This is a genomic window from Kitasatospora purpeofusca, assembly GCF_036010405.1.
Classification (GTDB): Bacteria; Actinomycetota; Actinomycetes; order Streptomycetales; family Streptomycetaceae; genus Kitasatospora; species Kitasatospora purpeofusca.
In genome coordinates, this window is the sequence record NZ_CP108561.1 from 4,528,768 (window position 1) to 4,555,492 (window position 26,725).

The following is a 26,725-nucleotide window of genomic DNA, read 5'->3' on the forward strand; positions in this document are numbered from 1 at the left end:
GGCCTGGCAGCGGGCGGCAGGCAGTCAGGTCGGGTCGCCGCCCGCGCCCCGCTCGGTCGGCTCGGGCTCAGGCGAGCAGCCTGCGGGCCCCGGTCAGCCGGCCGGCCGGGCGGGCCAGGGTGCCGGCGTACACCTCGGCGGTGGTCGCGGCCGCGGTGTCCCAGCCGAACCCGGCCGCGTGCCGCGCCGCCGCACCGCCCCGTCGGACCACCAGCTCCGGATCGACGACGTACGGCTCCAGCGCCCGCGACCAGTCCGCCGGGTCGTGGCCGTGCACCAGGGTGCCCGTCACACCGTCCCGGACGGCGACCGGCAGACCGCCCACCGCGGCCGCGACCACCGGTGTGCCGCAGGCCTGCGCCTCCAGCGCGACCAGCCCGAAGGACTCGCTGTACGAGGGCATCACCAGCGCGGTCGCGGCCCGGTACCACTCGGCGAGCATCGCCTGGCCGACCGGCGGGTGGAAGCGCACCACATCGCCGATACCCAGCTGGGCGGCCAGCTTGTGCAGGCTCTCCGGACGGGCCAGGCCGGTGCCGGACGGACCGCCGACCACCGGCACCACCAGCCGCTCGCGCAGCTCCGGACGGCGCTCCAGCAGCACCGCGACCGCGCGCAGCAGCACGTCCGGGGCCTTCAGCGGCTGGATCCGGCCGGCGAAGAGCAGCACCGCCGCGTCGGCGGGCAGTCCCAGCCGGGCCCGGGCGGCGCGGCGGGCCTCCGCCGTCCCCGGGGCGCCGGCACCGCCGGGGCGGAAGACGTCCAGGTTGACGCCCGGGTGGACCACGGCCAGCTGCTCGGGGCGGGCCGCGTAGAAGCGGGCCAGCTCGGCGGCCTCCTCGGTGGTGTTGGCGATCAGCCGGTCGGCCGCCTCCACCACCTGGGTCTCGCCGATCACCCGGGCCGTCGGCTCGGGGGTGTCGCCCTCGGCCAGCGCCGCGTTCTTCACCTTCGCCATGGTGTGCATGGTGTGCACCAGCGGGACGCCCCAGCGCTGCGCGGCCAGCCAGCCGACCTGGCCGGAGAGCCAGTAGTGCGAGTGGACCAGGTCGTAGTGCCCGGGCCGGTGGCCGGCCTCGGTGCGCAGCACCCCGTGGGTGAAGGCGCACAGCTGGGCCGGCAGGTCCTCCTTGACCAGGCCCTCGTACGGACCGGCCGTGACGTGCCGCACCAGCACGCCCGGGGCCAGCTCCACAGTGGGCTCGTCGTCCGAGCAGATCGACCGGGTGAAGACCTCGACCTCGATGTTGAGCGCGGCCAGGCGCTTGGCCAGCTCCACGATGTAGACGTTCATGCCGCCCGCGTCGCCCGTACCCGGCTGGTGCAGCGGGGAGGTGTGGACACTGAGCATCGCTATCCGGCGCGGGCGGCGCCGGCCGGCCTGGACGAGCGACTGGAGCCGGCCGCGCGCGGGCGTGGCCGGCTGGGCACGGCGTACCGAACGGACGGGGTGCTGGATCACCTGGCTGAAGCCTCCTCGTGTGCTGCCCGCCTCGCAGCCCTTGCCTGCTGCCTACTGCCTGTTTCCTGCTGTTCCGGTGTGTGCGCCGCCGCCCGCGCCGCCCGGCCGGACGTCCGCCCGGGGCGTGCGTCGGCCTGCCGCCCCGTCCGGGCACACATCACCACCAGTCTGCCAACCACGCGATCGGCGACCCGCATTCCCGGATCGCCGGACAAGATGGCCCACGTGGCCGGGGCCCGGTGCCCGCGGGCCCGGTCGCGGCTCCGCTCGCGGCCCCGTCGCGGCCCGGCCGTCGAGTGCCCGCGGGCCCGGCGCAGGGCGCCCGCCGTCCGGTCGGGGCCGGGCCCGTACCCTGAGGGACATGGCCGCCTCCTCCTTCGATTCCGCGACCGCGCCCGCCCGCGGACCGGCCCGGCGGCCGGTGGGCACCGTGACCCGCGGCACCACCAACACCAACCGGCTGCGGCGGATGGACCGCTGGATCGCCCACACGCTCGGGCCCGCGCTGCGGTCCGCCGACCGCCCGCCGACCGCCGTCGACCTCGGGTACGGCGCCGCCCCGTGGACGGCGGTCGAGCTGTCCGGGCGGCTGCGGACGGTACGGCCGGACGTCCGGGTGGTCGGCATCGAGATCGAACCGGCCCGGGTCGCCGCGGCGCTGCCGTACGCGGCGCCGCCGCTGCTGACCTTCCGGCGCGGCGGCTTCGAGGTCCCGCTGGACGGCGGCGGGTCCGCCCAGCTGATCCGGGCCGCCAACGTGCTGCGCCAGTACGACGAGTCCCAGGTGGCCTCGGTCTGGGAGCGGCTGTGCTCCCGGCTGTCCCCGGACGGGCTGCTGGTCGAGGGCACCTGCGACGAGATCGGCCGCCGGCACGTCTGGGTGGCGCTCGGCCCGGAGGGGCCCAGGACGGTCACCTTCGCGGCCCGGCTGGGCGGCCTCGACCGGCCGTCCGACCTGGCCGAACGGCTGCCGAAGGCGCTGATCCACCACAACGTGCCGGGCCGGCCGGTGCACGCGTTCCTCCGCGACTTCGACCGGGCCTGGGCCGCGGCCGCGCCCTACGGGGCGTTCGGCGCCCGGCAGCGCTGGGTGGCCGCCTGCACCGCGCTGGCCGGGGCCTGGCCGCTGGTGGACGCGCGCGGCCGGTGGCGGCAGGGCGAGGCCACCCTGCCGTGGACGGCCCTGGCGCCGTAGCCGCCGGCGCCCTTCCCCGTCCCGCTCCCCTCCTCCGTCCCGCTCCCCCGACCAGCGGCTCACCGAACGGGCAGCTCACCGGGGGCCGCGAGCGAGTCCACGGATTCACTCGAACGAGTTATCGAATATCTCTGGCGTGTTGACGCCCCGTCACGCCACCATGGGAGCACCCGGTCAGCACCTCACTCCTGCCCCGTCAGCCCCAGCTCCCGTCCGACGTCGGCGAAGACTTCGTACATCTCCGCCCCGAACAGCACGAACCGCACCTCCTCCGGCCCGTCCTCGCGCTCCGCCACCACCGCCGCGACGGTCCCGAGCGCGATCCTGGCCGCATCCGCCGGCGGCCACCCGTAGATCCCGGCCGACACCGCCGGGAAGGCCACCGTGCGCGCGCCCAGCTCCGCCGCCACCCGGAGCGACTCGCGGTAGCAGGAGGCCAGCAGCTCCGCCCGCTCCTCGTACTCGTCCGCCAGATGGACCGGCCCCACGGTGTGCACCACCCAGCGGGCCGGGAGGTCACCCGCCGTGGTCGCCACCGCCCGCCCGGTGGCCAGCCCCCGCCCGTACTGTGAGGCCCGCAGCTCGCGGCACTCCGCCAGAATCCGCGGTCCGCCCCGGCGGTGGATCGCACCGTCCACCCCGCCGCCGCCCAACAGTGAGGAATTGGCGGCGTTCACCACCACGTCCACCTGCTGCGCCGTGATGTCACCCTCGACCAGGGTGATGCGCGTCACCATGTCACAACCCCTTTCCAGACCCGACCCGGCGCCCACCCCCTGGGCCACCGCTCGCTTCCCCGCCCCATCCGTCACACTGCCACCGGCACGGCACGAGCCACAACGACGCCGGCCGGCCAGAGAAATCCCCGGAGATCACGTTATGGTCGCGAGAAGTTCCCCGACGCAGGGTGCCGAGCGGGCACTGCGGACGGACCTCGGCCGTTACGCACTCGGGGAAAGGGAGGATCAGTCGATGCCCGCAACGGGAGACGGGCGGGCACCTGGTGCCACGGGCTCGCCGGGCGCCCAGGGCGGCGCCCGGCCCGGGCACGCCCAGGACCGGTCCGCCCCCGAAGCGCCCGCCCACGGCTGCGCTCCCGACCGCACCCCGACGCCGGCGAAGCACCCGGCCCGGCCACCGGAGCGCCGGGCGGACCGGCGGTCGGACCGCACCGCCAGGGCCACCGCGCCGATACCCCACCCCCGGTCGAAGGCCGCCGCCGGACCGGCGCCGACCACCGGACCGGTCGGCTCCCCCGTCACCGCCCCGCTCAAGCTGCTGGTCATCGAGGACGACGCCACCGATGCCCACCTGCTCAAGGCCGCGGTGGCCGACAGCGGCGCCCCGATCGAGATCCACTGGACCCGCGGTCTCGACCAGGCCTTCGCCCTGCTCGCCCCCACCTCGTCCGGCTCCCGGCGCGGCCGGTCGCGCGGCGGCGACCCCGGCCGCAGCGGCGACTTCAGCTGCGTCCTGCTCGACCTCGCCGCCCCCGCCGACCTGCCCCACCCCTCCGACCCCTCCGACGGTCTGGAGGGTCTGCACGAGCTGCTCCGCCGGGCCCCGCACACCGCCGTCGTGGTGCTCACCGACGCCGCCGGCGCCGAACTCGGAGCGGCCGCCGTGGCCGCCGGCGCCCAGGACTTCCTGATCAAGAACGAGACCGACGGCCCGCTGCTCGCCCGCGCCCTGCGGTACGCCGTCGAACGCAAGCGCGCCGACGAGTCGCAGCGCCGGCTCGTCGAGGCCGAGCTGCGCGGCCAGGAGAACGCCCGCCTCCAGCGCCATCTGCTGCCCACCCCGCTGCTCGACGGCGCCAACCTCTCCTTCACCCGCCGCTACCGCCCCGGCCGCCGCCGCGCCCTGCTCGGCGGCGACTTCTACGACGCGGTCCGCACCGACGACGGCACCGTCCACGTGGTGATCGGGGACGTCTGCGGCCACGGCCCCGACGAGGCCGCGCTCGGGGTGGCGCTCCGGATAGCGTGGCGCACCCTGGTTTTCGCCGGCCTCACCGGCGAGACCCTGCTGACCACCCTCCAGCACGTCCTGGAGCACGAACGGCGCAGCGACGAGATCTTCGCGACGCTGTGCATGCTGGTCATCGATCCGGTCGACGCCGGCAACCCCGGGGCCGTCGAACGGGCCCGGCTCTACCTCGCCGGCCATCCCCCGCCGCTGCTGCTCGGCGAGGACCACACTCCGATCGGGCTCCCCGCCGAGCACGCCGGCCCCGCCCTCGGACTGCTCCCCTGCGACGACGGCCAGGCCGTCTGGCCGTCGCACGTCTTCGAGCTGCGCCGCGGCTGGCGGCTGCTGCTCTACACGGACGGACTGATCGAGGGCCGGATCGGCGCCGGTTCGCGCCGCCTCGGCCAGGACGGCCTGGCCGAGCTGATCGGCGACCACCAGTCCGCCGGGCTCACCCGGGGGCGGCTGGTCGACAGCGCGATCGCCGAGGTCGAGGAACTGAACGGCGGCGCCCTGACGGACGATGTCGCGGTGCTGCTGCTGGAGCGCAACCCGACGCAGCTGATCCTGGGCTGACGGCCGGGGACGACCGAGCCCCGGTCCGTCCGGCGGGTGCACCCGCCGGACGGACCGGGGCTCGGCTGTCCACTGCTGTCGGGGCGGGGCCCGTCGCCGGGCCCCGGACGGCTACCAGGGTCCGTACGGCCCCATGTTGCGCTGGTCGCCCCGGCCGCCGCCGCGATTGGTGAGCGCGCGGATCGCCGGGCGGACGTCGACCACGTAGACGATCGCGGCGACCAGGCCCCCCAGGGTGAGGAAGCTGGTCATGAAGTTGGCGCCGAAGAGCAGGTCCAGACCGAACGCGACACCGAGGATCGCCAGCCAGAAGCCCTTGGTCTTCTTGTCGGCCGCCCGGTACCCGTCCTCCGGGCGGGTGGCGGCGTCGACCAGGGCGAACAGCTTGTAGCCCAGGATGGCGACGGCCAGCCACCAGAACGGGTTCAAGTAGTCCAGGATCAGAATCTGGGCCACTCCGCCCATCACGGCCTCCTCTGCGTCTCGCTGCGGCACACCTGCCCGCCCATCCTGGCACGGCGCACGGTCCACCAAGGGGTCAAACGGCCCGGCGGCACCCGACGTGCCCCGGGGTGCCGGGCCTCCGGCCCGGCCGGCGCGGAGCTACTCCGCGCTCTTTCGGGACCGGACGCGCTTCGGGGCGACGGGCGCCTCGTCCTCGACCAGCTCGCCCTCGACCAGTTCGCCGGCCTCGGCGGACTCCGGGTCCACCCGCTCGGCGACGGCCTCGCCCGCACCGGCCCCGGCGTCGGCGCCGAGGCCCCGGTCCACCGCGACCTTGCCGCGCTCGGCCAGCTCGTCGTACGTCTCCTTGGCCTTGACCGCCAGCTCGACGGCGCGGCCGACCTGCTGGAGGGCGAAGCTCTGCGCCTTCTCCTGCAGCGCCTTCAGGTCGGTCGGCAGGGCCGTCACCGAGCCGCTGACCTTGGCCTGCGCGTCGACCAGCCGGGCCTGGGCCTCGGCCAGCGCGGCGGTGGCCTTCTCCTGGGTGCCCTTGCGGTCGGCCGCGAGCGCCTCCACCCGGCCCGGCACCTCGCGCAGCTTCTCGTACGCGAGGTCGCCGGCTCCGGCGAGCGCGTAGAGCGGGGTCGGGTCGGTCAGGGTCTTCTTGATGTCGTCCGTGATCGGCATGGCCGGTCCTCCCGTGGTGTTTAGGGTGCCTCGCCCCGGTGCTCGTCCGTACTCCCGCCCACGCCTCCGGCCGGGTCCTCGGCTCCGTCCGCCGCGGTCACCTGGTCCGCCGCCGCAGCGTTCTCCTTGAGGAAGGCGTCGTAGACCGCGAGCAGCGCCTGCTTCTGCCGCTCGTTGATCAGCGGATCGGCCAGGATCGAGGCCCGCAGCTCCAGGCCCTCACCCCGCCGTTCCTCCAGGATCCCGGCCTGGACGTAGAGCGTCTCCGCCGAGATCCGCAGTGCCTTGGCGATCTGCTGCAGGATCTCCGCGCTCGGCTTGCGCAACCCTCGCTCGATCTGGCTGAGGTAGGGGTTGGACACGCCGGCGGCCTCCGCCAGCTGCCGCAGCGAGTACTGCGCATTGCGCCGCTGCTCGCGGATGTACTCGCCCAGCGGGCCGACGTTCAGTGAGGCCATGCGAACACCCTGCCCCACCGCGCTTGCAATTGCAAGCACAGTGCTAGCACCAGCAAACAGCCGGCGTCGGTGGCGGACCGGCCCCGCCGCCGGACGGGGAGGCCCGGGCTCAGGCGGGGAGGCGGACCGGCATCAGGACGGAGAAGGTGCCGGGGCGGACGGCGGGGCGGACGGCGAGGGGGGTGATCGGGCCGCCGAGTTCGAGGACCAGCTGCCCCGGGGCGTCGGCCGGGAGGGCCTCCAGGAGGAAGTCGCGGTTGACCGCCACCCGGAAGGCCCCGTCGACTCCGTCGACCCCGGCGTCCGGCGCGCCGACCGCGAACCGGCCCTCGCCGTCGACGGTCAGCAGGGCGACCTCGCAGGCCGCGCCGTGCGGCCCGGACGGCAGGCTGCTGGTCGCGGCGGACACGAGGGCCGCGCGCAGCTCGGCGGTGGGCAGGCCGATCCGGTGGACCGGCTCCAGCCGGACCAGGGGCCGGTAGTCGGGGTAGTCGTGGTCGAGCGCGGCGCCCTCGATCCGGTGGCCGCCCACCGTGACCTGCACCGTTCCGGCGCCGAGCGCCAGCTCCACCGCCCCCTCGGCGGGGCCGAGCAGCGCACGGAGGGCGTCGGCCAGCGCGACCGGCACGACGGCCGACGCGGCAGGCGCGTCGGACGCTGCGGACGCCGCAGACGCGACCGACTCCTCGGGCCCCGAGGACTCCACGGGCACCTCGGCGAGGGCGATCCGGTAACGGTCGGTGGCGACCAGCCGCAGCAGACCGCCGTCGAGGTCGAACAGCACGCCGGACAGCACCGGCAGCTCGGGGTCGCCGCCGACGGCGAAGCGGACCGCGTCCAGGGCCTCGGCCAGCTCGCGGGCGGGAACGGTGAAGCGGTACTCGACGGGGGTCGTGGTCATCGGGTTCTCCCTCTGGTCGATCAACCGGCGGATCGCGGAGAGTTCGCGGCGCGCGTCGGCGAGGCCGCCCTCCAGCCGGCGCAGGTGCTCGTCCATCAGCCGCTGGGCGGCGCCGCTGCCGGGAGCCGCGCCGAGCACGGCCCGGATGTCGGCCAGCGGCAGGCCCACCCGGCGCAGCCGGGCGAGCAGGCGGGCGTCGGCGAGCTGCCCGGGGGCGTACCAGCGGTAGCCGGTGCGCGGGTCGACGCGGGCGGGGGCGAGCACCTCGGCGCCGTCGTAGAAACGCAGGGCGCTGATGCTCAGACCGCTGTCGCGGGCCAACTCGCCGATGCTGCGCAGGTCGCTCTCCATGCCGGGGACTCTGGGGCCTCGACCGGGTCGAGGGTCAAGCGGGGCGGCCGGACCGGCTCCGACGATACCGCCGGCCGACACGCCGGACGGGGATCTCGCGATTGATGGTTGAACTTTGAACGAGTTGGGCCTACAGTGGAGTCATCAAGTTGAAGCCTAAACAAATGGCTTCGAACCCGAGGAGGAGCCATGGGCCTGTTCAACCGCACCAAGACCACCGACACCGCGACCACCGCCGTCGCCGTCGCCGAGAACCCGGCCACCCAGGACCTCGGGCTGGGGCACCTGACCGGCGACTGGGCCATCGACACCACCCACAGCGAGATCGGCTTCGCCGTCCGCCACGCGATGGTCACCAACGTCAAGGGCCGCTTCACCGAGTACGAGGGCAAGCTGCACCTGGACGGCACCACCCCGACCAACTCCCGCGCCGATCTGGTGATCAAGGTCGCGAGCATCGACACCAACCAGGCCCAGCGTGACGAGCACCTGCGCACCAGCGACTTCTTCGCCGCCGAGAGCTTCCCGGAGATGCGCTTCCGCAGCACCGCCGCGGAGCGTGTGGGCGACGAGTCCTACCGGATGAGCGGCGAGCTGACCATCAAGGACGTCACCCGCCCGATCACCCTGGACCTCGACTTCACCGGCCACGCCGTCGACGCCTACGGTGCCGACCGGGTCGGCTTCGAGGGCAAGGCCGTCCTGGACCGTACCGACTGGGGCCTGACGTACAACGCCGCGCTGGAGACCGGCGGCGTGCTGATCGGCGAGAAGGTCAAGCTCACCTTCGACATCTCCGCCGTGAAGGCGGCCTGACCCGGCCGACCTCGCCTGCGGGCCCCGCGGCCCCCGATCGCGCGGGCGCGCGCGTCGGCCCCCGGCCGACCGCCCGCCCGCACCCGACTCCGCCCCTGCCGACCCCCGAGCGGCAGGGGCGGAGTCGTATCCCGCCACAACACCCCGTCGTGGCACGGTGATTCCTGATCCGGCGAATCCCGGTCCGGCGAATCGATCGAATCCGATCGGCAGGCCGGTTCCCTACTGGACCGCCAGCAGCGCGGCGTCCGCCGCCGGCAGCCAACTGCCCGCCGGGCGGCGCAACCAGCTCTCGCGCGCGCCGAGTTCGGCCGCCGCCGCCAGCAGCGCGGTCAGCCCGGGATGCCGCAGGTCAGGGCGGTGCACCAGGCTCACCAGACTGAGCGGCACCGGCTCGACCAGCGGCACGTTCACCACGCCCGGCAGCACCGGGCCGCCGACGGTGGTCAGCATCGGGTCGCCGTGCCGGGCCAGGTAGCGGGCCGTCTCGTCCACGCCCACCGGCGGGACCCGCGGGGGCGCCGCGTCCAGACCGTGCTCGTCCAGCAGCCGCCGGCCGAGGTCGGCCCACTCGGTGGTCGCCGGATTGCCCGCGCAGATGTCCACCGGGTGCCCGGCCAGTTCGGCGACCCGCAGCGCCGGCCGGCCCGCCAGCGGGTGGCCGACCGCCATCATCACCGAGACCGCCTCCAACCTGACCGGACGCTGAGCGAGCCGGGCCCTCGCCCCGGCGGGCAGACCGGCGTAGCGGCCGAACGACACGTCCAGCCGGTGGGCGAGCAGTTCGGTGGCCGCGGCCGCCAGACCGCCGTGGAAACGCGCCAGCAGTTCGCCCTCCGGCCAGGCGGCGCGGGCCCGTTGGAGCAGCCGGTCGCTGGTGAGGTCCGGGCCGGTGACGTCGCTGTTGAGGTCGAGCAGCAGCGGCCGGTGCGCGACACCGGCCAGGATCTCGTCGTGCAGGGCCAGCAGTCGGCGCGCCTTGGGCAGCAACCCGTGCCCGGCGGTGGTGAGTTCGACGCTGCGGGTGGTACGGAGGAACAGCGTGTCGCCGAGCAGCCGTTCCAGCGTCCGGACATCCCGGCTGAGCGCCTGCTGGGCCACGTGCAGCCGCTCCGCGGCGCGGCCGAAGTGCAGCGTCTCGGCGGTCGCGACGAAGCCTCGCAGCAGACGGGGGTGCAGGTCGTGGGGCATGGCGGCAGGCTAGCAACGCGGGGCCGAGCGGTCGGACGGTGCCGCACGAAGGCCGCCCGGCCCCCGTCAACAGCACTTTGTTGTCAGTCCGGCGGAACAGGTGTTGGACCGCGAACCACCGGCGGCCCGAGGCTGGAGCCCTTCCCCTCCCCCCTCTCTCCCGCGGAGTCCCGTGCTCGCCCCGTACCGACGCCTGTTCACCCGGCCCGGCACCGTCGCCTTCACCCTGGCCGGACTGCTCGCCCGGCTCTCGATGTCGATGACCGGCGTCTCCCTGGTGGTGCTGATCGCCGAACGGCGCGGCTCCTACGCGCTCGCGGGCACCGTCGCCGCGGCCGGGCTGGTCGCCGTGGCGATCGGCATGCCGCTGATCGGCCGGCTCGTCGACCGGTTCGGGCAGGCCCGGGTCACCGTCCCGGCGGTGCTGTACAACCTGGTGCCGCTGGGCGGACTACTGCTCTGCGTCCGCCTCGGCGCGCCCGACTGGACGCTCCATCTCTGCTGGGCGGCCGGGTCGGCGGTGCCGAACCTCGGCGGTATGGCGCGGGCCCGCTGGGCGCACCTGCTCAGTGACGCGCCGGACGACCGGCACCTCGCCAACTCCCTCGAACAGGCCCTGGACGAGCTCTGCTTCATGGTCGGACCGGTGCTCGGCATGGTCCTGTGCACGACGGTCGCCCCGGAGGCCGGGATGCTCGCCGCCGGCGGGGCCGGCGCGGGCGGCGCGCTGCTCTTCGCGGCCCAGCGGCGGACCGAACCGCCGACGGCCGCCCGCCCCACCGCCACCGGCGCCACGGACGGAACGCGCTCGCCGCTGCGGGTGCCGGCGCTCCGGGTGCTCACGCTGACCTTCCTCAGCACCGGCATGGTCTTCGGCGCACTCGACCTGACCACCGTCGCGTACGCGGACGCGCTGGGGAACCGGCCGGTCGCGGGCGGGCTGCTGGCCCTGGTGGCGGCCGGATCCTGTGTGGCGGGGCTGGTGTTCGGCACCCTGCGGCCGACCGGCCCCGCGGGTGCGCGCTTCCTGCGGGGCGTGGCGGCGATGGCGGGGCTCCTGCTCCTGCCGCTCGCCGCCGGGCTGGGCGGCGCGGGGCTCGCACTGCTCGGGGTCGCCCTGTTCGTGGCCGGAACGGGCACCGCGCCGACCATGGTCACCGGCATGACGCTGATCCAGGAGCTGCTGCCCCAGCGGCAGTTGAACGAGGCGATGGCGATCGCGGTGTCCGGGATCATGATCGGCATATCCACCGGTTCGGCACTGGCCGGCGCGCTCGCCGAACACGCCGGCCCCGGCGCGGGGTACTGGATCCCGGCGGGCGCGGCGGCACTCGCCCTGCTGATCGCCCTCGCGGGCCGCCGCCACCTGGGCGCCGGGCCCCGCCCCCCGGGCCGGACGGCTTCCGAACCCACTGTCAGTGCCACGCGCTAGCTTTCGGGGCATGACCAGCACGGCGAGCACCATCGACTACGTCCGGGGCGACGCCACGGCACCCCTGGGCAAGGGGGTGAAGGTGATCGCCCACGTCTGTAATGACCTCGGGGGCTGGGGGAAGGGGTTTGTGCTGGCGGTCTCCCGGCGCTGGGGCGAGCCTGAGGCGGCGTACCGGCGGTGGCACCGGGAGCGTGCGGGGAACGACTTCGGGCTCGGCTCGGTGCAGTTGGTCCGGGTGGCGGAGTACCTCTGGGTGGCCAACATCGTCGGCCAGCGCGGCATCCGGACGGGCCGCTCCTCCGGGCCCCCGGTGCGGTACGAGGCGATCGACACCGCGCTGGCGACTCTCGGCGGGCACGCGCTGGATCTGGGCGCCTCGGTGCACATGCCGCGGATCGGCTGCGGACTGGCGGGCGGGCGCTGGGAGTCGGTGGAGCCCCTGGTGCGGGCCCGGTTGGCGGAACGGGGGGTGCCGGTGACGGTCTACGACCGCGACTGACCGGCCGGCGTGACGGCCGACCAGGTGTACTCGTACTCGGGCAGCGTGTGACCGCCGGGGAAGACGCCCTGCCCGGCCGCGGTGCGCCTGCCTCCGGCGCGCTCGTAGAAGGCGATCGCGCGGGTGTTGGCCTGCAGCACCTCCAGGTAGAGGTCGGCCCCGGGGTGCTGTCGGGCGACGTGCGCGCGGGCGGCGTCCATCAGGTCCCCACCGATTCCGGAGCCGGTCAGCCCGGGGCGGACGTGCAGGTTGTCGAGCAGCACCCGACCGTCCGGCATCGGGACCAGGTAGGCGAATCCCACGGTGTCGCCCGCCCGTTCGGCGATCAGCAGTTCGGGGGTCGCCTCCGGGGCGCCGTAGTCGACGCTCAGCCGCAGTTCCCAGATCTCGCGCCGCTCGTCCGCCAGCCCGTCGCCGAGCGCGCCGTCGGGGACGATACCGGTGTACGCGCTGCGCCAGCTGACGGCGTGCAGTGCGGCGACGGCGTCGGCGTCCCGGGCGTTCCCCCGGCGGATGGTGGTGATCACGGAACGAGCCTCTCATCCGGCCTGAACGCGTTCAAGCCCTGCTCGAAGTCATGGCATGCTTTTGAACGCGTTCGAAGAGATTCGAAGAGAGTTCACGGAGAACGGCGCCCGTGTCGGCACCGGATGCGGAGGGGGCATCCGGTGCCGTCCGTGCCGACACCACCAGGGACTCGGCCGATCGGGCTAGGCTCGGGGCCGTGGACGACCTGGCAGCGACGAACGGCCCGAGCGCGACGAACGACGGCAGCGGCACCGACGGCGGCACCCCTTCGGCACCCGCCGAGGCACGTGGCAGCCGCGCCCAGCCGAAGACCGACAAGAGCGAGCAGACCCGGGCCCTGATCCTGGAGACCGCGATGCGGCTCTTCCAGGAGCGCGGCTACGAGAAGACCACCATGCGCGCCATCGCCGCCGAGGCGGGTGTTTCGGTCGGAAATGCTTATTACTACTTCTCGGCAAAAGAATTTCTCATCCAGGGTTTCTACGACCGGATGACGTACGACCATGCGGCGGACGCCAGGAATCGCATGGCCGATACCCGGGACTTCGCCGAGCGCCTGGAGATCGCCCTGGTCTCCTGGCTCGACACGGCGGCCCCGTACCACGAGTTCGCCGCGCAGTTCTTCCGGACGGCGGCCGACCCCTCCAGCGCCCTGAGCCCGTTCTCCAACGAGTCGCACCCGGCCCGGGCCACCGCGGTCGCACTGTTCCGCGACGTACTGCAGGGCTCCGACCTGGCGCCGAAGCTGGACGCCGAACTGGTCGAGCTGCTGCCCGACGTGCTCTGGCTGCACCTCATGGTCGTCGTCCTCTACTGGGTCTTCGACCGGACCGAGGACACCGAGCGGACCCGGGAATTCGTCCGCCGGTCCACCCCCATGGCGGCCCGGGTGATCAACCTCTCGCGCTACCGGGTGTTCCGGCCGATCGTCCGCGACGCCAAGGGACTCATCCAGGACTTCATCCTTCCCACCATCGGGAAGACCGCCGTCAAATAGCGCACGGAAAACCGCAAGCAGTAAAGCGGAACGGCCGGCCCGCAGGAAGCGGGCCGGCCGTTTCCGATCCGTACGGGCGAATCAGAATCCGTCGATGTTCCAGGCCGCCAGCGGCGTGCGGAACAGCAGGTCCGCGGCCGCCGCCGCGCCGGGGCGCAGCTCGGTGACCAGCCCGGCCACGGCGAGCCGCGGCAGCGTCTCGCCGCCCAGGTAGAGCGCGCCCAGTGCCGAGGCGTCCAGCGCCAGATCGGGCTCGTCGGTCGTCCGGACGCAGCGTCCGGTGCCGTCCGCGGCGACCTCGACCGCCCAGCGCCCGGCGACATAGCCCGCCGCGTCCTCGACCTCCAGCACCGCTCGGCCGGCCGCGCCGTACGTCCGGGCGTTGAACGCGGCCTCGATGTCGAGCACCCGCAGCCACATGTAGTCGGCGTTGTCGACGTGCGGCGTCGCCGCCCTCGGGTCGTTCAGCAGCACCGGCAGCGGGTCGTCCGGGCCGATGTTCTCGACCACGACCTTGCGGACCCAGTCGATCGAGCAGACGAACCGCCACAGCTCGGTGGCCGTGGGCCGGTCGAGGGCGAACAGGTCGACGAGGGTGAGCGTGCAGTTGGGGTAGGAGCCGTCCCACTCGTCGTCGATCCGGTAGACGGCCAGACCGGTCGGGGTGCCGTCGGCGTCCCGGTGGACGGCCGCGAACGGCTCCTTCCAGTCGAAGCCGGGCACCTCGATCTCGCCGGTCTGGCGCTGCCAGGTCAGCTCGTCCCGGTCGATCACACCGGCCTGGGTGACCCGCCAGCGGTCGAACAGCTCGGGGCCGATCTTGCGCAGCTCCGCCATCTCCACCAGGTCGATCCGCCCGCCGGGCACGGTGGGCAGGCCGTCCCGCAGGCCGCCGGCCCGGAGCAGGTCGATGTTCCAGCCGTGGCCCCGGGTCGCGGGGCCGAAGCCGTAGCGGCCGTAGATGTTGTACTCGGCGGCGATCAGGATCGCGACCGGGACGCCGCGCTCCCGGGCGGCGTCCAGGTCCGCGGCCATCATCCGGCGGAGCAGGCCGCGCCGACGGTGCGTGGCGGTCACGGTGACGGCGGTGATCGCGTCGGCCGTGACGACCGCGCCGCCGGGGACGGTCAGCTCGGTGTCGAAACTCCGGAAGGTGGCCACGAAGCGGCCGTCGGCCAGGGCCCCGACCATCCGGCCCGGCTCCCACTGCCGGCGCCGGAACTCCGTCGCCCGGCCCACGTGCGGGCGCAGGAAGCCCAGGGCCAGCGCGCGGTCCCACGCCTCGACCTCGTCCTCGCCGATCGCGCGGATCTCGATCCCGTCACCCGCGTCGGTCTGCTCCCCCGGTCGGCCGCTGCCCGGCTCCCGGGGCCCGCCGTTCGTCTCGTTGCCCATCCGTTCACCGTACGGCGGGGTTTCGGCGACGGCATCCGATTTATTCCGGGCCCGGGCGCCGACCCTGACGGGCCGCCCGGTGCCCCCGATCCACGGCCGCCCGGCGCGCGAAATCCCGGTGCGGGAGGCCCGGGGCCTGCGGAACACTGGCCCGGGTGATCGTGATGCAGCCCGTGCTGGACTTCTGGGACACCGACGGCTTCGAACTCTGGCCGGTCGCCGAGGTCGACCCGTACCTGACGCTCCACGGCCGGCTCGCCCCGGCCGAGGTCGGCACCGCGGTGATGCGCATCGTCGGCTTCAACGACCTCGACCCCGAGCCCCGGGAGCGCCCCCGCCGTCCGCCGCGCCCGCGCGAACCGCTCGACTCCTTCCTGCACGGGCTGCTCACCTTCGACTCCTTGTACGCGGCCGGCGGGCTGCGGGTGACGGACAGCATCACCGGCACCACGTTCCTGCCGGGCTGCTGCGCGGGGATCGGGGAGTGGCGCGACTGGTTCGGCGTGCTCGACGACGGTGGCGCGACCTGGTTCGGGCACAACCCCGTCGCCCAGGTCGAACGCGCGGGCGACACCGTCCGCCTCCTCCTCGACGCGGAGCTGGACGACGGACCGGTGATCGAGCTCCCGGCCGCCGAGGCCCGGCGACTGCTCGCCGGCGTCGAGCGCGACCTGACGGCCTTCCACGCCCTGGCCGCCGAGTGGGCCGCCCTTCACCTGCCCGACCACGCCGGCCCGGTCACCGCCGCCCTCGCCGACGCCCTGGACCTGTGAGACCACGGCCGGACCACAGCCGGACCACGGCCGGTCTGCGGCCGGTCAGGGCCGGGCGTAGAAGTCCGGGGTGCCCATGATCCAGAGGCTGGCCTGCTTGATCGGCATCCCGACGCGGGGGGCCTCGATCATCTGGTCGTCGCCGATGTAGAGGCCGACGTGGTGGATGTCGGCGGCCCGGCCGGTGGCGCTCCAGAAGACCAGGTCGCCGGGCCGTAGCTGGCGGTAGGTGACCGGGGTGGACTGCGCGTACTGGTCGGCGGCGAAGTGGTTGAGCCGCTTGCCGCCCTCGCGCCAGGCCATCATGGTCAGCCCGGAGCAGTCGTAGCCGGCCGGGCCCTCGCCGCCCCAGATGTAGGGCAGGCCGATCCTGGCGCGGGCGAAGGCCACGGCGGAGGCCGCGCTCTCCGCGGACCAGGGCCGCCCGGCCGGAGGCGCGGCGGCGGCCTGGCCGGTCTTCGCGGGGGTGGAAGCAGCCGCGGAAGCGGCGGCGGCAGCAGCAGCCTCGGCGGCGGCCCGTTCGGCGGCAGCCTTCTCCGCCGCGGCCAGCTCGGCCGCGGCCCGTTCCGCCGCCTCGCGCTCGGCGGCCGCCTTCTCCGCGGCCGCGCGCGCCGCCGCCTCGGCCTCCCGGGCCGCGATCGCCTCCAGCGCCTCGCGCCGCTGCCGCTCCAGTTCGACCGTGGTGTGGCGGGCGGCCGCCAGTTCGGCGAGCAGTCGTTCGCGTCTCAGGCCGGTGGCCGCGACCTGGTTCTGCTGGTCCGTCAGCCGGGCCTCGGCCTGCTCCCGGGCCGCGCCGACCGCCGCGGCGGCCCGTTCGGCGGTCTCGGCCGCGGTGCGCGCGGCGGCGGCGGCCCGGCCGGCCCCGGCGGCCGTGGAGACGGCCGCGTCGAGGATCTGCCGGGAGCGGTCGCTGGCGATCCCGACCACGGCGGCCCGGTCCCCGGCCTCGCGCGGGCCGCGTGCACCGAGCAGGGCGTTGATCGCGGAGAGCTCGGCGCTGGTGCCCTGCCGGTACGTTTCGGCGGCCAGGGCCGCGGCGTCCTCGGCGGCGGCGGACCGTTCGGCCTCGGCGGCCGCCGACCGGTCGGCGGCGGCGGACTCCTCGGCCCGGGCCCGGCCGAGGGCCAGTTGGGCGCCGTTGTACGCCTCGACGGCCTGCTCGGCGGTCCGGGCGGTGGTGTCGAGTTCGGCCCTGGCGGCGGTGAGGCCGGCCTCGATGGCGGCGACCGAGCCGGCCGTGGCGTCGGCCTCGGCCCGGGACCGGTCGATCTCCTCGGCGGAGGGGTACGCCCCCTCCCCCGGAACGTCGGCGGAACCGGGCCTGCCGGAAGAACCGGCCCCGGCCCCGGACGGCTCGGCGGCCGCACTGGGCTCGCCCGGCTCCACCGGGGCGGCCGCCGCGACGGGCAGCAGTCCGAGCAGCGCGGTGAGGGACAACAGGAGGGTCGGCAGGAATCTGCGCGCCACGATTCATCCCTTCGAACGGTCACGAGGGAGCGGCCGCGCACCCGCGCCGCAGTGCGGCCGGGGCGGCACCGGGACCGGGGGCGGCGGCGGGGGCCGACCGGCTCCGGCGGCTCGCCGGTCCGTCGCCCGCCCACCGTCCGCCGCTCACCTGTCCGGTACCGAGAGGTGCGACAGAACAGCTCATTCCGTGACAAGACGGTCACTGCTCGTCATGTTCTCAAGCGGGGCGGGTTTCACACCTCAAGTCCGCACCGCCGGCCGGGTGACCATCTGATGATCCGACCGCAGAACGGCCCCAACCGGGCGGCCAGAGTATACGAACTAACGGCTCATCCGACGTGTCCTCGGCCGCAGCCAGCGGTGTCGCCCCGGACGGAGGGGCTGCCCGGTCGGCCGGACGGCGTACGTCCGGTCCCGGCCGGCCCGGACGGTGCGACGGCGCCGCTGGGACCCGTCCCGCGGCCCCGCCTGATCGGCCGGCCCGCCGTAGCCGCCCGCCCCGCCGTACGCCGCCCCGTTGCCGGCGCCCCCGTTGCCGTTCGCCCCGGCGGTCCGGTGGTTGCCCGACGGGTGCTCCCCGCCCGCCGCCGAGCGCCGGTCGGCGAGCCGCGCGGAGCGCCGGGTCAGCGCCCGGGCGGCGTGCGCGTCCAGGTGCGCGCTGGCCCGGGCGGCCATCCGCTCGGCCACCCGGTGGGCGGCCGGGTGGTTGGCCGACACCTTGTCCGGTGCCCCGGCGATCAGGTCGAAAAGCCAGGTGCGGGCGATGTCCGCGCGCCGGTGCAGACGACGCTCGCGCCGGAGCGCCCGGGCCCGGCGGCGCGGGCGCCCGGCGTACCGCCAGCGCGCCCAGGGGCTGCTCGGCCGGGCCAGCCGGATCGCGCCGACCCAGGACAGGCCGGGCACCATGATGCCGAGCAGGCCGGTCCACATCTTGCCCTTGAGCAGGGTGACGACCATGGCCAGCGCGTTCACCGAGATCACCGTGACCAGGCCCCACCTGGTCTCCCCGGTGGGCTCCGCGCCGAGCGGCACGTAGCCGACCAGCAGCAGGCCGGTGAAGAGGATGCCGAAGATCACCGCGTCCACCGACTTGCGGCCCTGCTCGCTCCAGTAGACGTCGTCCAGGTGCAGGATCAGCGCGAACTCGTCCAGCACCAGACCGCAGCCGATGCCGAAGAGCAGGCCGAAGAGGTCGATCCACGGGTGGCCGCCGTAGGTGGCGAACACCCCGATGCCGCCGACCAGCAGGAAGCCCAGGCCGAAGACCATGTGGTGGATGTGCAGCCCGCCGGGCGTCACGTTGCCGGGCCACCAGCGGACCTGGGCCCTGATCATCCGCACGCTGAACCGGATGAAGACGAACGAGGTGATGAACCCGACCAGCAGCAGGAACAGCGGTTGCTTGTGCGCGAGGACGATGTGCTCGCGGTAGCCGTCCAGCAGTGTGGTCATGCGTCTTACCTTCGTTCCTGGTGCTGCGTACGGTCTGCCACGACATGGCCCGGAGGCCAACGATCGGCGTCAGAAACCGCGGGTGCGCTTGGCCGCCCGGCGCGGGATCACCGGGGCGAGCGACGGCCGCTCGACCCCGACCGGGAGCTTCATGAAGAGCCGGGCGATCTCCCCGCCCAGGTTCACCCCGATGGCCAGCGCCAGGGCGATCGCCGCGGCCCTGGTGATCTGGACCAGGCCGCCGCTGGGGTGGCCCTGGGCGAACGACAGCATGCCGAGGTAGAGCGCCGAACCGGGCATCAGCGGCCCGATCGCGGCGGTGACGTACGGCAGCGCGGAGCCGTTGCGGTAGCGCGCCATCAGCTGGCCGAAGAGGCCGACCAGGCCGGCCGCCACACCGGTCGCGACGATCGGCGAGAGCTGGGCGTTGTAGGCCAGCACCCCGTAGCTGGCCCAGCCGATGCCGCTGTTCAGCGTGACCAGGGCCAGCGAGCGGCGGTCGGTCTGCAGCAGCATCGCGAAGGCGCAGGTCAGTACCAGCGCCGCGACCATCTGGACCGGCGGGTAGCTGATCCCGACCAGTGACTCGTCCGGCTTGAGCTTCGCCTGGAAGCCGACCCCCAGGTAGAGGATCAGCATCACGCCGATGACGATGCCCGCCACCAGGTAGATCACCTCCAGCAGCCGGGCCGCCGCGGTGATGTAGAAGCCCGTCAGACCGTCCTGGACCGCGGCGACCAGGGCGCGCCCGGGCAGCAGCGCGAACAGCCCGCCGGTGATCACCACCGAGCCGCGCAGGCCCAGGTCGTTGAAGGAGAGCACGATGCCGGAGGCCGCGGCCGGCATCGCGGCCAGCACGAACTGGTAGAACTCCGGCAGGCCGCGACGGGCGATCAGCGAGGCCAGCCGGTCGCCGAGCACGGCGGCGACGAAGGCGCTGATGAAGACCAGCCCGGCCTTGTCGTCGAGCCGCCCGCCGACCAGGAATGTCGCCGCGCCGGCCAGCAGACCGGTGTTCAGGGCGAGCATCCAGGCCGGGTACGGGTGGCGGTTGCGGCGGATCGCGGCGAGCCGGCGGTAGGCGTCGTTGACGCTCACCTTCTCGGCGGTGATGTCCGCGACCAGCTCGTACACCGCGTTCAGCCGGGTGTAGTCGGAGGTGCGGCGGCGCACCACCCGGTCGGCGGTGATCGGCGGCTCGACCAGCGAGGGCTGGTGCGAGATGCCGATCAGGGTGAAGGTGACCTGCGGCTCGCAGCGGTCCAGCCGGTAGGCGTGCGCGATGCCGAGCATGGCCGCCTCGACGTCCTCGGCGGCCTCGCCGCTGGCCAGCAGCAGTTCGCCGATGCGCAGGGTCAGGTCGAGGACGCGCGGGACGTTGCGGCCGACGGCGACCGAGGGGTGCAGCTCGCGGGCGGTGCGTTCGAAGGCCGGGCGCTCGGACATCGGGGTGCGCAGCAGGGTGCGCATCCGGTCCGGCCACGGCGCCTCGCCGGGCGCGCCGGGACTGAGGGCGCCGACCGGGATGCCGAGCGGCGGGGTGTAGCCGGCGGCCCGCCACTCCTCGGGGGTGAGGGTGTCCTCGGCCACCGAACGGCGGCGTCGGCCCGGGGCGGCCGGCTCGCCGTCGGCCGGCACCGCCTCCGCGGGTGGCGCGTCGACCGCCGGCGCACCGGGTTCGGGCTGGGCCTCCGGCTCGGGCTCGGGCTCGGGCTCGGGCTCGGGTGCCAGCAGGCCCTTGGTCTCGGGCGCGGGGAGGAGGAGCGGGATCTCCACGGTCGGTTCGACGACCGGGGCGGGGTGCCCGAGCAGGCCCTCGGTGGGCGGCGCGGCGGACGGGTGGAGCGGGCGCGACTCCGGGGCGGGCCGGGACTGCGGCCGGGGCGGTCGGCCGCCCCGGCCGCCCCTGGCCTTCTTGCCGCCGCCCGGTCGGCCCCGCTTCGGCACTTCCGCTCCTTGCCGCCCCTGGCGGTGCCGGTCCCCCGGGCCGCCGTTCGATCTCGGGATACACCATGCCCGATCGAACTGCCGGACGCACATGTACGGGACGGCGGGACCGGCCGGGTGCGGACGCCTACCCGGCGCGATGGCGGCCGCCGGCCCCGGCGGTCGGCGCCGCGGCGCGTTCGGGGTGCCCGGCTCCGTCGGCCGGCGCGGTCCGGCCGGAGCGCCGGGCGCGGAGCAGCTCGACGGCCACCGGGACCACCGAGACCAGCACGATGCCGACCAGGATCGCCTCGATGTTCTCCCGGACGAACGGGATCTGCCCGAGGAAGTAGCCGAGCACCGTGACGCCCGCGCCCCAGAGCACGCCGCCGATGACGTTGAAGAGGACGAAGACGCGGTAGTTCATCGCGCCCACCCCGGCGACGATCGGGGTGAAGGTGCGCACGATCGGCACGAACCGGGCCAGCACGATCGCCTTCGGGCCGTGCCGGTCGAAGAAGGCGGCCGCCTTCTCCACGTTCTCCCGCTTGAACAGCCGGGAGTCGGGGCGGCGGAACAGGCCCGGTCCGACCTTCCGTCCGAACAGGTAGCCGACCTGGTCCCCGGCCACCGCCGCCAGCACGATCAGCGCGCAGACCAGCCAGAGCGGCTGGTGCAGATAGGTCCCGCCGGCCACCAGCAGACCGGTGGTGAAGAGCAGCGAGTCGCCCGGGAGGAAGAAGCCGATCAGCAGGCCCGACTCGGCGAAGACGATGGCCAGGATGCCGATCAGTCCGAAGGTGGAGATCAGGTAGGTCGGATCGAGCCAGGACGGGCCGAGGGCGAGGCTGGTCACGGGGCGGACTCCTGAGGGCCTGAAGGGTCGACTCTTGGCAATGAAACAGTAAAGCATTCACCAAGAAACCTTCGAACACCCCTGGTCCGGGCAGCAGTCGGACAATCATCCGGGTACCACCATCGGGCGAATCCTCGGCCATTCGGTGGAGTTCCTCCCGGGCCCTGATGAATCCTGGCCGTGCGACGTCAGGCAACGGCGCTGCGGAGCGGCCACTCCGGAACGCGCCACCATTCGCACTCCACCCTCAGGGAGACCATCGTGTCCCGTATCCGCGCAGCCGCCGCCGTCACCGCCCTCGGGGCCTTCCTCCTCGCCGGCATCGGCACCGCCCACGCCGACAACGGCGCCGGCGCGGACCACCACTCCAACAGCAGCGTGGTGAGCAACACCGGCTCCGGCAACATCATCGGCAACGTCCACGGCAACGTGGTCAGCACCCAGCAGACCGCCACCGGGTCGGGCGCCAGCAACCAGAGCAACACCCTCGCGGCGACCGGGAACGCCGGCAACATCGGCGCCCTCCAGGGCAACGGCAACCTCGCCGCCCTGTTCGCCCCGCACATCGGCGGCTGAGCGACGCTCCACCTCCGAGGGGTTCTCTGACAGCCCCTGGCACATCCGCCGATCGCGGCCGGGTGGGCACCCCACGCCGGCGGGGTGCCCACCCGGCCGCGTCGCTCCTGCGGTCTCCCGGGTCCGGCGGCTCCGGGAGACCGTGGACGGCCCGGCCGGGCCGTCGCAGGCAGTCGCCCGGATCCGGCCGGGCACTGTGCGACCGGAGCCTGCCACCCCGCCGCTGACCAGCGAGAACAGTGCGAACGCCGCTCCGCCGACCCTGGACAGCCGAAGCTACCCCCGATTAACTTGTGGGGCCATCGGCGGGCCGCCCGGCCGCGCCGTGCCGGGCACGTCGAAGGGAGCACCGCCGTGCGCCGCACCGTGTTCACCGAGGACCACGAGGCCTTCCGCGAGACCATCCGCGACTTCATCGCCAACGAGGTCGTCCCCGTGTACGAGGAGTGGGAGGCCGCGGGCCACCCGCCGCGCGACTTCTACCGCACGCTGGGCGCACTCGGCGTCTACGGCATCGAGGTGCCCGAGGAGTACGGCGGCGCGGGCGAGAGCGGCTTCAAGTACCAGGCGGTGGTGGCCGAGGAGACCGCACGGGCCGGCGTCGGCTTCGGGTCCTCGGGCGTGCACACCGGCCTGGTGCTGCCCTACCTGCTGGAGTACGCCGACGAGGAGCAGAAGGCGCGCTGGCTGCCCGGCTTCGTCTCCGGCGACATCATGACCGCGATCGCGATGACCGAGCCGGGCGCCGGCTCCGACCTCGCCGGCATCTCCACCACCGCCCGGCTCTCCGAGGACGGCACCCACTACGTCCTCAACGGCGCCAAGACCTTCATCACCGGCGGCGTCCTCGCCGACCTCGTCCTGGTGGTCTGCCGCACCTCGCCGTACGACCCGGACAACCGTCGGGCCGGGCTCTCCATCCTCTGCGTGGACACCGCCTCCCCCGGTTACACGGTCGGCCGCAAGCTCCAGAAGATCGGGCTGCGCAGCTCGGACACCGCCGAACTGGCCTTCTCGGACGTCAAGGTGCCGGTGGAGAACCTGCTCGGCGACGAGGGGAGAGCGTTCACCTACCTGACCCACAACCTGGTGCAGGAGCGGCTGGCGATCGCGGTCGGCGCGTACGCGGCCGCCGCGGCGGCGGTGCGGTTCGCGGTGCAGTACGTCAAGGACCGCAAGGTGTTCGGGAAGACGGTCGCCGAGTTCCAGAACACCAAGTTCACCCTGGCCGACTGCGAGTCGCAGGTGGTGGCGCAGCAGTCGATGGTCGACCGCGCGCTGGAGCTGTACCAGAACGGCGAGCTGACGGTCGCGGACGCCGCGGCGGCGAAGCTGTTCTGCACCGAGTCGGCGTCCGGCGTCATCGACAAGTGCCTTCAGCTGCACGGCGGTTACGGCTACATCCTGGAGTACCCGATCGCCCGGCTCTACACCGACAACCGGGTCTTCCGGATCTACGGCGGCACCAGCGAGGTCATGCGCAGCATCGTCGCCAAGTCGCTCGGCCTGTAGCCGGCCGGGCCCCGGGGCGCCGGGCCGTCCGCGGCGTCCGCCCGTCCGTGCGGACGGGCGGACGCCGCGGACCGCGGGCCGACGGCCCCGGCCCGGTGATCAGTTGGGCGAGTGGTGCTCCGTGCGCCAGGCCTCCCAACCCGCCGAGGACGCCACCTTGGCCTCGTGCAGGGCCCGCTGGGCCAGGGCCGTCGGCGGGGTGTCCAGCCGCCGCACCCATTCGCGGCCGGCCGTGGCCAGTGCCGCGCACACCATCACCGCACCCGCCGTCCCGAACAGCGCGCCGATGCCCGTGAGCACCGCGCCGCCGGCCAGCAGCGAGCGGTTGACCTGGAACCCGCTGAAAGAACGCTCGTTGGTCGCCATGCCCTCCACCATGGATGCAGTCGGCCGCCTCCGCACGCCGAGCGCGTCCGCACGCGGGCGCCGCTCGGCGTGCGGGCGCGGGGCGGGTCCGGGACGCTGGGCCGCAAGGGCCCCCGGCACGGCAGCCGGACGGCGGCCCCGCCGGCCCGGCGGGGCGGCAGCAGGACAACAGGACGGCAGGAGGACGCGCGATGGTGGATCTCGAACAGCTCGTCGCGGAACACGCGGCCAGGGCGGCCGAGAGCCCGCACGGCCGCAGCGCCCATCTGGTGCTGCACGACGGGGTCCTGCGGCAGACCGTGATCGCCCTGACCGCGGGCACCTCGCTCGACGAGCACAACGCCCCGGCCGCCGCCAGCCTCCAGGTGCTGCGCGGACGGGTGTCGCTCACCGTCGCGGGGCGGCGGGAGGAACTATCCGCCGGTCAGCTGCAGACCGTCCCGCAGGAGCGGCACGGCCTGCTCGCGCACATCGACTCGGTGGTGCTGCTGACGGCCGTCACCGCCTGAGGCTCAGCCGGTGGGGCCGTGCCACTGCGGCCCGTCCGCCGGGGCGCCCTTCGGCTTCAGCACCGAGCCGCCGACCAGTTCGAGACCGCGCAGGAAGTCCTGGCCGCGGGGCGCCAGGTCGGGGGTGGCCAGCCACTGACCGGCCAGGCCGACCAGCAGTGCCTGGTAGAAGATGCCCCGGGACAGCTCCTCCTCGGTGTCCGGCACCTCGGGCAGCCCCTGGAACAGCGCCGACAGTCCGAGCCGCCCGTGCTTCTGGATCCCGGCGAGCGCCTCCCGCAGCTCGGGCACCCGCTCCGCCTGCAGCATCACCTCGAACTGCGAGGCCCAGAGGCCGCGGTGCTCTGCGATGGTCCCGAGCACACCGTCCCAGACCGCGACGAAGCGCTCCGCCGGGTCCTCGGACGCCTCGCTCGCCCGCGCCACCACCGTCGCCAGCACGGCGCCCCACTCCTCCGTGGCCTCGATCAGCGCCGCGTTGAGCAGCGCCTCCTTGGAGCCGAAGTGGTAGCCGATCGCCGCCAGGCTGACGCCCGAGGCGGTGGCGATGTCCCGGGCGGTGCTGCGCGCGTAGCCCTTCTCGAAGAGGCATTGCTTGGCACCGGCCATGAGGTCCTCACGATTTCCCATGCCCGCAATGCTACGTCCGATCAAGACGCTTGTCTTGCACATACGTCTCGGACATACGTCTGGCACGCGAGTCTCGCACGATCGATTTAGACGCTTGTACTAGACAAGCGTCTGACACACCCGTACCGTCTTCCTCATGACCGCCACCACCGGCCGCGCAGGCCGTCGCGAATGGATCGGCCTCGCCGTCCTCCTGCTCCCGACCCTCGTCCTGACCATGGACATGGGCGTGCTCTTCTTCGCCGTCCCCTACATCTCCACCACGCTGGCGCCGAGCGGCACCGAGCAGCTGTGGATCATGGACATGTACTCGTTCCTGCTGGCCGGGCTGCTCATCACGATGGGCGCGCTGGGCGACCGGATCGGCCGCCGCCGGCTGCTGATGATCGGTGCGGCCGGATTCATCGGCGCCTCGCTGCTCGCCGCCTACGCGGACGGCGCCGGCCAGCTGATCGCCGCCCGCGCCGTGCTGGGCATCGCCGGGGCCACCGTGATGCCCTCGACCCTCGCGCTGATCCGCAACATGTTCCACGACCCCAAGCAGCGTCAGATCGCGCTCGGCGCCTGGGGCGGCATCCTCACCACCGGCGCCACCCTCGGCCCCGTCGCGGGCGGCCTGCTGCTCGACCACTTCTGGTGGGGCTCGGTCTTCCTGCTCGCCGTCCCGGTGATGGCCCTGGTCCTGCTCGCCGCCCCGGCCCTGCTCCCCGAGTACCGCTCCCCCCGTCGCGGCGGCTTCGACCTGCTCGGCGCCGTCCTCTCGATGAGCGCCGTGCTGCCCCTGGTCTACGGCGTCAAGACGCTCGCGGTGGACGGCTGGGACCCGGTCGCCGCGCTCGCCGTCCCGGTCGGCCTGCTGCTGGCCGGCGCGTTCTACTGGCGCCAGCGCACGGCCGCCGACCCGCTGCTCGACCTCGCCCTGTTCCGGATCCGCACCTTCAGCGGGGCGATCACCGTCAACACCGTGGCGATGTTCGCGATGATGGGCTTCACCCTCTTCACCTCGCAGTACCTGCAGCTGGTCAAGGGCATGAGCCCGCTCACCGCCTCGCTCTGGTCGCTCGTCCCCAGCGTCGGTGTCGGCGCCGCCGTCGGTCTCGGCGCGGCGCTCGCCGGCAAGGTCCGCCCGGCGGTGATGATGGCCGGCGGCTTCCTGATCGGCGCGACCGGCTTCGCGATGATGACCCTGGTCGGCCCGGACTCGCCGCTGGCGCTCATCCTCACCGCGGCCGGTGTGCTGGCCGCCGGCACCGTCGGCACCATGACGCTCACCGCCGAGATGGTCGTCTCCGCCGCCCCGGTCGAGCGGGCCGGCGCCGCCTCCGCCACCTCCGAGACCGCCGTCGAACTCGGCAGCTCCCTCGGCATCGCCCTGCTGGGCGCGGCCGGCGCCGCGGTCTACCGCTCCGGGATGGACGGCGCCCTCCCGGCCGGTCTGGACGGCGAGGCCGCCCGCACCGCGCAGGACACCCTGGGCGGCGCCGTCACCGTCGCCGCCCAGCTGCCCGGCCGGCTCGGCACCGACCTGCTCGTCACCGCCCGGGCCGCCTTCACCGACGGGCTGCACATCGCCGCCGTGGTCGGCCTGGTCCTCGCGATCGGCGCCTCCCTCCTCGCCTACCGCCTGATGCGCCACCTCCCCGCCGCCGCCCCGGCCGCCAAGAGCCCCGAGCCCGCCACCGTCTGACCCACCCGCTCCACCCGGTCCCCCGCACGCGCGTCATCGCAGCCCCCGCCCACCCCGGGCGGGGG

General features: G+C 74.2%; 26 protein-coding genes. 11 read left to right on the forward strand and 15 right to left on the reverse strand.

Annotated elements, in window-relative coordinates:
- Positions 1 to 67 precede the first annotated feature (67 nt).
- Positions 68 to 1,459 carry a D-inositol-3-phosphate glycosyltransferase gene (gene mshA, locus OG715_RS20000; protein WP_380514385.1) on the reverse strand — a complete coding sequence of 464 codons (1,392 nt, stop codon included), beginning with the start codon at positions 1,457 to 1,459 and terminating at the stop codon, positions 68 to 70.
- 364 nt (positions 1,460 to 1,823) lie between these two features.
- Between mshA and OG715_RS20005 the strand changes: the two genes are divergently transcribed.
- Positions 1,824 to 2,657, forward strand: a complete 834-nt coding sequence (locus OG715_RS20005; protein WP_266270166.1) for a class I SAM-dependent methyltransferase — start codon at positions 1,824 to 1,826, stop codon at positions 2,655 to 2,657.
- A gap of 182 nt (positions 2,658 to 2,839) precedes the next feature.
- Here OG715_RS20005 and OG715_RS20010 read toward each other — a convergent pair whose 3' ends face one another.
- On the reverse strand, positions 2,840 to 3,391 hold the full coding sequence (locus OG715_RS20010) for an O-acetyl-ADP-ribose deacetylase (RefSeq protein WP_266271748.1): 552 nt from the start codon (positions 3,389 to 3,391) through the stop codon (positions 2,840 to 2,842).
- Between the two features lie 238 nt (positions 3,392 to 3,629).
- Here OG715_RS20010 and OG715_RS20015 point away from each other — a divergent pair, with 238 nt between their 5' ends.
- A complete protein-coding gene (locus tag OG715_RS20015; protein WP_266270167.1) occupies positions 3,630 to 5,204 on the forward strand; it encodes a PP2C family protein-serine/threonine phosphatase in 1,575 nt (524 codons plus the stop codon).
- Positions 5,205 to 5,315: 111 nt separating this feature from the next.
- On the opposite strand, the gene OG715_RS20020 is transcribed toward OG715_RS20015, so the two are convergent.
- From OG715_RS20020 to OG715_RS20035, 4 genes are all read right to left on the reverse strand, one after another.
- A complete protein-coding gene (locus OG715_RS20020; protein ID WP_030393714.1) occupies positions 5,316 to 5,669 on the reverse strand; it encodes a DUF2516 family protein in 354 nt (117 codons plus the stop codon).
- A 138-nt stretch (positions 5,670 to 5,807) separates the two neighbouring features.
- The gene (locus OG715_RS20025) at positions 5,808 to 6,335 is read right to left on the reverse strand and encodes a hypothetical protein (RefSeq protein ID WP_266270168.1); all 528 of its coding nucleotides are present in this window, start codon (positions 6,333 to 6,335) and stop codon (positions 5,808 to 5,810) included.
- Positions 6,336 to 6,355: 20 nt separating this feature from the next.
- A complete protein-coding gene (locus OG715_RS20030) occupies positions 6,356 to 6,793 on the reverse strand; it encodes a helix-turn-helix domain-containing protein (protein WP_266270169.1) in 438 nt (145 codons plus the stop codon).
- A 109-nt stretch (positions 6,794 to 6,902) separates the two neighbouring features.
- Positions 6,903 to 8,045: a DNA polymerase III subunit beta family protein gene (locus OG715_RS20035; RefSeq protein WP_266270170.1), complete on the reverse strand. Its 1,143-nt coding sequence runs from the start codon at positions 8,043 to 8,045 to the stop codon at positions 6,903 to 6,905.
- Between the two features lie 189 nt (positions 8,046 to 8,234).
- On the opposite strand from OG715_RS20035, the gene OG715_RS20040 reads away from it, so the two are divergent.
- A complete protein-coding gene (locus tag OG715_RS20040; protein WP_266270172.1) occupies positions 8,235 to 8,861 on the forward strand; it encodes a YceI family protein in 627 nt (208 codons plus the stop codon).
- Between the two features lie 222 nt (positions 8,862 to 9,083).
- On the opposite strand, the gene OG715_RS20045 is transcribed toward OG715_RS20040, so the two are convergent.
- Positions 9,084 to 10,052 carry a LysR family transcriptional regulator gene (locus tag OG715_RS20045; protein ID WP_266270174.1) on the reverse strand — a complete coding sequence of 323 codons (969 nt, stop codon included), beginning with the start codon at positions 10,050 to 10,052 and terminating at the stop codon, positions 9,084 to 9,086.
- A 172-nt stretch (positions 10,053 to 10,224) separates the two neighbouring features.
- On the opposite strand from OG715_RS20045, the gene OG715_RS20050 reads away from it, so the two are divergent.
- Together OG715_RS20050 and OG715_RS20055 are read left to right on the forward strand one after the other, a co-directional pair.
- The gene (locus OG715_RS20050) at positions 10,225 to 11,484 is read left to right on the forward strand and encodes an MFS transporter (RefSeq protein WP_266270176.1); all 1,260 of its coding nucleotides are present in this window, start codon (positions 10,225 to 10,227) and stop codon (positions 11,482 to 11,484) included.
- A gap of 10 nt (positions 11,485 to 11,494) precedes the next feature.
- Positions 11,495 to 11,986: a macro domain-containing protein gene (locus tag OG715_RS20055; RefSeq protein ID WP_266270177.1), complete on the forward strand. Its 492-nt coding sequence runs from the start codon at positions 11,495 to 11,497 to the stop codon at positions 11,984 to 11,986.
- Here the strand turns inward: OG715_RS20055 and OG715_RS20060 are convergent.
- Positions 11,971 to 12,513 carry a GNAT family N-acetyltransferase gene (locus OG715_RS20060; RefSeq protein WP_266270178.1) on the reverse strand — a complete coding sequence of 181 codons (543 nt, stop codon included), beginning with the start codon at positions 12,511 to 12,513 and terminating at the stop codon, positions 11,971 to 11,973. The two genes, OG715_RS20055 and OG715_RS20060, sit on opposite strands and share 16 nt — an antisense overlap.
- A 197-nt stretch (positions 12,514 to 12,710) precedes the next feature.
- Between OG715_RS20060 and OG715_RS20065 the strand changes: the two genes are divergently transcribed.
- A complete protein-coding gene (locus OG715_RS20065) occupies positions 12,711 to 13,511 on the forward strand; it encodes a TetR/AcrR family transcriptional regulator (RefSeq protein WP_266270179.1) in 801 nt (266 codons plus the stop codon).
- A gap of 81 nt (positions 13,512 to 13,592) precedes the next feature.
- Here OG715_RS20065 and OG715_RS20070 read toward each other — a convergent pair whose 3' ends face one another.
- The gene (locus OG715_RS20070; protein WP_266270180.1) at positions 13,593 to 14,906 is read right to left on the reverse strand and encodes a GNAT family N-acetyltransferase; all 1,314 of its coding nucleotides are present in this window, start codon (positions 14,904 to 14,906) and stop codon (positions 13,593 to 13,595) included.
- A 164-nt stretch (positions 14,907 to 15,070) separates the two neighbouring features.
- Here OG715_RS20070 and OG715_RS20075 point away from each other — a divergent pair, with 164 nt between their 5' ends.
- Positions 15,071 to 15,679, forward strand: coding sequence for a hypothetical protein (locus OG715_RS20075; protein ID WP_266271749.1), 609 nt, complete (start codon positions 15,071 to 15,073; stop codon positions 15,677 to 15,679).
- Positions 15,680 to 15,724: 45 nt separating this feature from the next.
- Here the strand turns inward: OG715_RS20075 and OG715_RS20080 are convergent, their stop codons facing one another.
- From OG715_RS20080 to OG715_RS20095, 4 genes are all read right to left on the reverse strand, one after another.
- Entirely contained in the window at positions 15,725 to 17,146 is a 1,422-nt protein-coding gene (locus OG715_RS20080; protein WP_266270181.1) for a C40 family peptidase, read from the reverse strand.
- Between the two features lie 321 nt (positions 17,147 to 17,467).
- Positions 17,468 to 18,598 (reverse strand): hypothetical protein, encoded by a 1,131-nt coding sequence (locus tag OG715_RS20085; RefSeq protein WP_266270182.1) that lies wholly within the window; start codon positions 18,596 to 18,598, stop codon positions 17,468 to 17,470.
- 69 nt (positions 18,599 to 18,667) lie between these two features.
- Positions 18,668 to 20,545, reverse strand: coding sequence for a threonine/serine exporter family protein (locus OG715_RS20090; RefSeq protein ID WP_266270183.1), 1,878 nt, complete (start codon positions 20,543 to 20,545; stop codon positions 18,668 to 18,670).
- 127 nt (positions 20,546 to 20,672) lie between these two features.
- Entirely contained in the window at positions 20,673 to 21,380 is a 708-nt protein-coding gene (locus OG715_RS20095) for a DedA family protein (RefSeq protein ID WP_266270184.1), read from the reverse strand.
- 261 nt (positions 21,381 to 21,641) lie between these two features.
- On the opposite strand from OG715_RS20095, the gene OG715_RS20100 reads away from it, so the two are divergent.
- Positions 21,642 to 21,956 carry a hypothetical protein gene (locus tag OG715_RS20100; protein ID WP_030393697.1) on the forward strand — a complete coding sequence of 105 codons (315 nt, stop codon included), beginning with the start codon at positions 21,642 to 21,644 and terminating at the stop codon, positions 21,954 to 21,956.
- A 354-nt stretch (positions 21,957 to 22,310) separates the two neighbouring features.
- The gene (locus OG715_RS20105) at positions 22,311 to 23,468 is read left to right on the forward strand and encodes an acyl-CoA dehydrogenase family protein (RefSeq protein ID WP_266270186.1); all 1,158 of its coding nucleotides are present in this window, start codon (positions 22,311 to 22,313) and stop codon (positions 23,466 to 23,468) included.
- Between the two features lie 99 nt (positions 23,469 to 23,567).
- Here the strand turns inward: OG715_RS20105 and OG715_RS20110 are convergent, their stop codons facing one another.
- Positions 23,568 to 23,834 (reverse strand): hypothetical protein, encoded by a 267-nt coding sequence (locus OG715_RS20110; protein ID WP_266270187.1) that lies wholly within the window; start codon positions 23,832 to 23,834, stop codon positions 23,568 to 23,570.
- 191 nt (positions 23,835 to 24,025) lie between these two features.
- Between OG715_RS20110 and OG715_RS20115 the strand changes: the two genes are divergently transcribed.
- Complete coding sequence (locus OG715_RS20115) at positions 24,026 to 24,343, forward strand: cupin domain-containing protein (RefSeq protein WP_045939570.1); 318 nt, start codon at positions 24,026 to 24,028, stop codon at positions 24,341 to 24,343.
- A 3-nt stretch (positions 24,344 to 24,346) separates the two neighbouring features.
- On the opposite strand, the gene OG715_RS20120 is transcribed toward OG715_RS20115, so the two are convergent.
- Positions 24,347 to 24,973, reverse strand: a complete 627-nt coding sequence (locus tag OG715_RS20120) for a TetR/AcrR family transcriptional regulator (protein WP_266270188.1) — start codon at positions 24,971 to 24,973, stop codon at positions 24,347 to 24,349.
- 136 nt (positions 24,974 to 25,109) lie between these two features.
- On the opposite strand from OG715_RS20120, the gene OG715_RS20125 reads away from it, so the two are divergent.
- Complete coding sequence (locus OG715_RS20125) at positions 25,110 to 26,660, forward strand: MFS transporter (RefSeq protein WP_266270189.1); 1,551 nt, start codon at positions 25,110 to 25,112, stop codon at positions 26,658 to 26,660.
- Positions 26,661 to 26,725: the final 65 nt, after the last annotated feature.